General features: G+C 54.9%; 5 protein-coding genes. 1 reads left to right on the top strand and 4 read right to left on the bottom strand.

The features are described from left to right. The 4 genes from AC221Y_RS22560 to AC221Y_RS22545 form a co-directional block, all read right to left on the bottom strand. Nucleotides 1-135 (bottom strand): twin-arginine translocation signal domain-containing protein (locus AC221Y_RS22560; protein ID WP_486708535.1); only part of this gene is annotated, 135 nt, incomplete at its 3' end. Nucleotides 136-209: 74 nt separating this feature from the next. Continuing rightward, nucleotides 210-1532 carry a TRAP transporter large permease gene (locus tag AC221Y_RS22555; protein ID WP_486708534.1) on the bottom strand — a complete coding sequence of 441 codons (1323 nt, stop codon included), beginning with the start codon at nucleotides 1530-1532 and terminating at the stop codon, nucleotides 210-212. Next, nucleotides 1532-2038, bottom strand: a complete 507-nt coding sequence (locus AC221Y_RS22550; protein WP_486708533.1) for a TRAP transporter small permease subunit — start codon at nucleotides 2036-2038, stop codon at nucleotides 1532-1534. Before AC221Y_RS22550 ends, AC221Y_RS22555 begins: the two co-directional genes overlap by 1 nt. After that, entirely contained in the window at nucleotides 2035-2862 is an 828-nt protein-coding gene (locus AC221Y_RS22545) for an N-formylglutamate amidohydrolase (protein WP_486708532.1), read from the bottom strand. The genes AC221Y_RS22550 and AC221Y_RS22545 overlap by 4 nt, the downstream gene beginning before the upstream one ends. Before the next feature lie 98 nt (nucleotides 2863-2960). Between AC221Y_RS22545 and AC221Y_RS22540 the strand changes: the two genes are divergently transcribed. Beyond that, nucleotides 2961-3179, top strand: a 219-nt coding sequence (locus AC221Y_RS22540) for a MurR/RpiR family transcriptional regulator (RefSeq protein WP_486708531.1), incomplete at its 3' end; no start/stop codon positions are given.

The following is a 3179-nucleotide window of genomic DNA, read 5'->3' as shown; positions in this document are numbered from 1 at the left end:
GTGCTCAGCCAGCGCCGCACCGGCATAAGTCTGCATCCGCCAACGGATTTTCGATTGCGCGATGGCAGGGGCTGCAAGGGTTGAGCCGACTGCGCCGACACCGGCTGTTGCTAGAAACTTACGTCTTGTAGTCATGATCGTTCTCCTTGTTGGGTTTACTGTGTTTGACCCATAACCGGGCCGGTTAATTGCTCCTTTCGGAGTTCTTGCTACTTTCCGTAAACATAATCCGGTAGCCAAAGCGCTATATCCGGGAAGGCCATGATCGCGGCCAGAGCCAGAACCATCACCAGGACAAATGGAAGAATTGAGCCGTAAATGTCGCGCAGCGTAATCTCCGGCGGCGCCATCGCGCGCATCAGAAAAAGGTTGTAGCCGAAGGGCGGCGTCATATAGGCGATTTGTGTCGTGATCGTGTAAAGAACCCCGTACCACACCAAGTCAAATCCCAATTCATTGACCAGCGGAACATACAACGGCGCCACAATCACAAGCATCGCGGTATCGTCCAGAAACGTTCCCATCACCAGGAAAGACAGTTGCATCAGGATCAGGATCATCCAGGGGTTCAGCCCCAGTTGCTCGGTGAACAGGCTGTCGATCGCCCGGACCGCACCCAGCCCGTCGAACACCGCGCCGAAACCGAGCGCGGCGAGGATAATCCACATGAACATGCAGGAAATTGCCAGCGTCTGGCGGACCGAGACCTCAAACACATCCCGGTTCATCCGGCCTTTCAGTACAGCGGCCGCAAAGGCTGTCATTGCGCCAATGGCTGAGCTTTCGACCAATGATGTCCAGCCATTAACGAAGGGCACCATCATCGCCGCAAAAATAGCTACAGGCAGGATGCCAGCGCGCAGCAGCGCCAGTTTCTCGGACAGTGAAACGGTCCGGTCTTCCTCTGGCAGGACGGGTCCCAGCGCCGGATTGATCCTGCAGCGAATGGCGATATACAGAATGAACATTGCCGCCATCATCAGCCCGGGAAACACTCCCGCCAGCCATAATTGTCCGACCGGCGCGCGGGCGATCATCGCATACAGCACCAGAACGACGGAAGGCGGAACAAGGATGCCGAGCGATGATCCCGCTTGTATGACCCCCGTGACCATTTTCTTGTCATAACCGCGTTTCAGCAGCTCCGGCAGAGCGATCGTGGCACCAATTGCCATGCCCGCCACCGACAGGCCGTTCATTGCCGATACGAGGACCATCAGTCCGATCGTGCCGATGGCGAGGCCGCCGTGGATTGGTCCCATCCAGACATGGAACATCTTGTACAGGTCGTCGGCAATTTTGGACTCCGACAGAATATAGCCCATGAAGATAAACATCGGCAGGGTCAGAAGCGGATACCACTTCATCAGCTTCATCGCCGAGGAAAACGGTATGTCAGAGCCGCCGGTTCCCCAAAGGCATATGGCGGCGATGGCGCCAACCGCACCGATGGCGCCAAACACGCGCTGACCCGTGAACAGCATGAGCATCATGCTGGAGAACATCACCAGGGCGATCATTTCATACGACATTACAATGTCACTCCGCGGATTTTGGCGATGTCTTTGATCAGTTCGGATATGGACTGCAGCAGCATAAGGAATATGCCGACGCACATGATGACCTTGATGGGCCAGAGATAGGGCCGCCAGGCTGTCGGGCTGCGTTCGCTGTATTGAAACGAATAGGCCGTGCTATCCCACGCGCCGTAGAGCATTACAGCAAGGTAAAATATCAGAAAACAAACGGTTATCGCATCAACTTGTGCTTTTCTCCGGTCGCTCCAATAAGAATAGAACAGGTCCATCCGCACGTTCGACCCCAACTGAATTGAATAGGGGCCACCCAGAATGTAATACGCCACCATCGCGAATTGCGCGATCTCCAGCGTCCACAGGGACGGCAGGAAGAAGGTCTTTGAAATAGACGACCACAGCAGTACCCCAACCATCAGGAAGATGCCGTACATCGTGATGCGACCGATGCGATAGTTAACGGCATCGACAATGCGGACATAGCGGCGTGCAAACCCCATCATTGCCGAACCTCCGCATCCCGATCGTTCTGCAGGTCTGACAGGCTCGTCTCGAATATGCCGGCAAGCATTTCCGCGACCTCTTTCTGCGTTTCAGGCGTTTGGACCAGGTCGTTGCGGACCTCGATCATCGCGTTGATCAGCCCGTTTGGTGTGGCATGCTCCTCCAGCGAGTGCGCCACGCCGTCCGCTCGGGAATAGGGCTCATTCAATGCGAATTTAAAGCGAGAGGCCGCCGATCCGACGCGGACGATGGCCTTTGCCAGACTGTCATCCTCGTGGTGGATAACCCCAATTTCCACTTCCCTGAACTTGCTGAAGTAGACAGGCGTGAAACTATGCAAAGTGATCAGGACCGACGTTTCAGGGCGGGATTCGAGTGTGGCTGCCAGCGTCTGCCTGAAAGGTTCATAGACGGCCTTGACGCGGTCTTCCCGTGCCTCTTTCGTTAAATCCTTGTTACCGGGAACCGAAATCAGTTCGCTTTTGGCAGGCATGGCGTCCGGTGCCGAAGGCGGACGGTTGCAATCGTAGACAAGTCGTGAAATTTCGCCCGTGATCAGCACCGCGTCCAGATACGTGCTCAGAGCTTCAGCCAGGCCGCGGGCGCCTATGTCCCAAGCCACATGCGATTCTTTTTCGGCTTCGCTAAGGCCCAGACCCTTGTAGATTTTTGGGATGTAGTTGCTTGCGTGTTCGCAGACAAGCACTATCCGCGACCGCCCGTTTTCATTGAAAATACGAACGGGGGCGGAGCTGTCCCTGCTTTCCGGTTTTTGCACGATTGTCGGCGACACTGCGATTCCCTGAATATCGTTTTGTAACATTCTGTTCAGCTGCATTCGACCTGTCAATAAATTTATGAAGAAACTTCTTCAACCTTTAGGCACATGAATGTATATTTACAAAAGGGAGGCTGCAGCAGATGAAACCAGAGAGTATCGCAGAGCGTTTGCAGGCCAAGTTTGACAGTCTGACGCGTGCCGAACGGCAATTGGCCGATAAGATGATGGAGAACTATCCGGTATCGGGTTTGGGTTCGATTACCGCACTGGCGGAAAAAGCGAATGTCTCGACTCCGACGGTCGCCCGTTTTGTCCAGAAAATGGGGTTCAAGGGTTTTCCGGAGTATCAGGAGCAGCTG

The organism is Boseongicola sp. (genome assembly GCF_057460485.1).
This window is presented reverse-complemented; position numbering and strand designations above follow the sequence as displayed.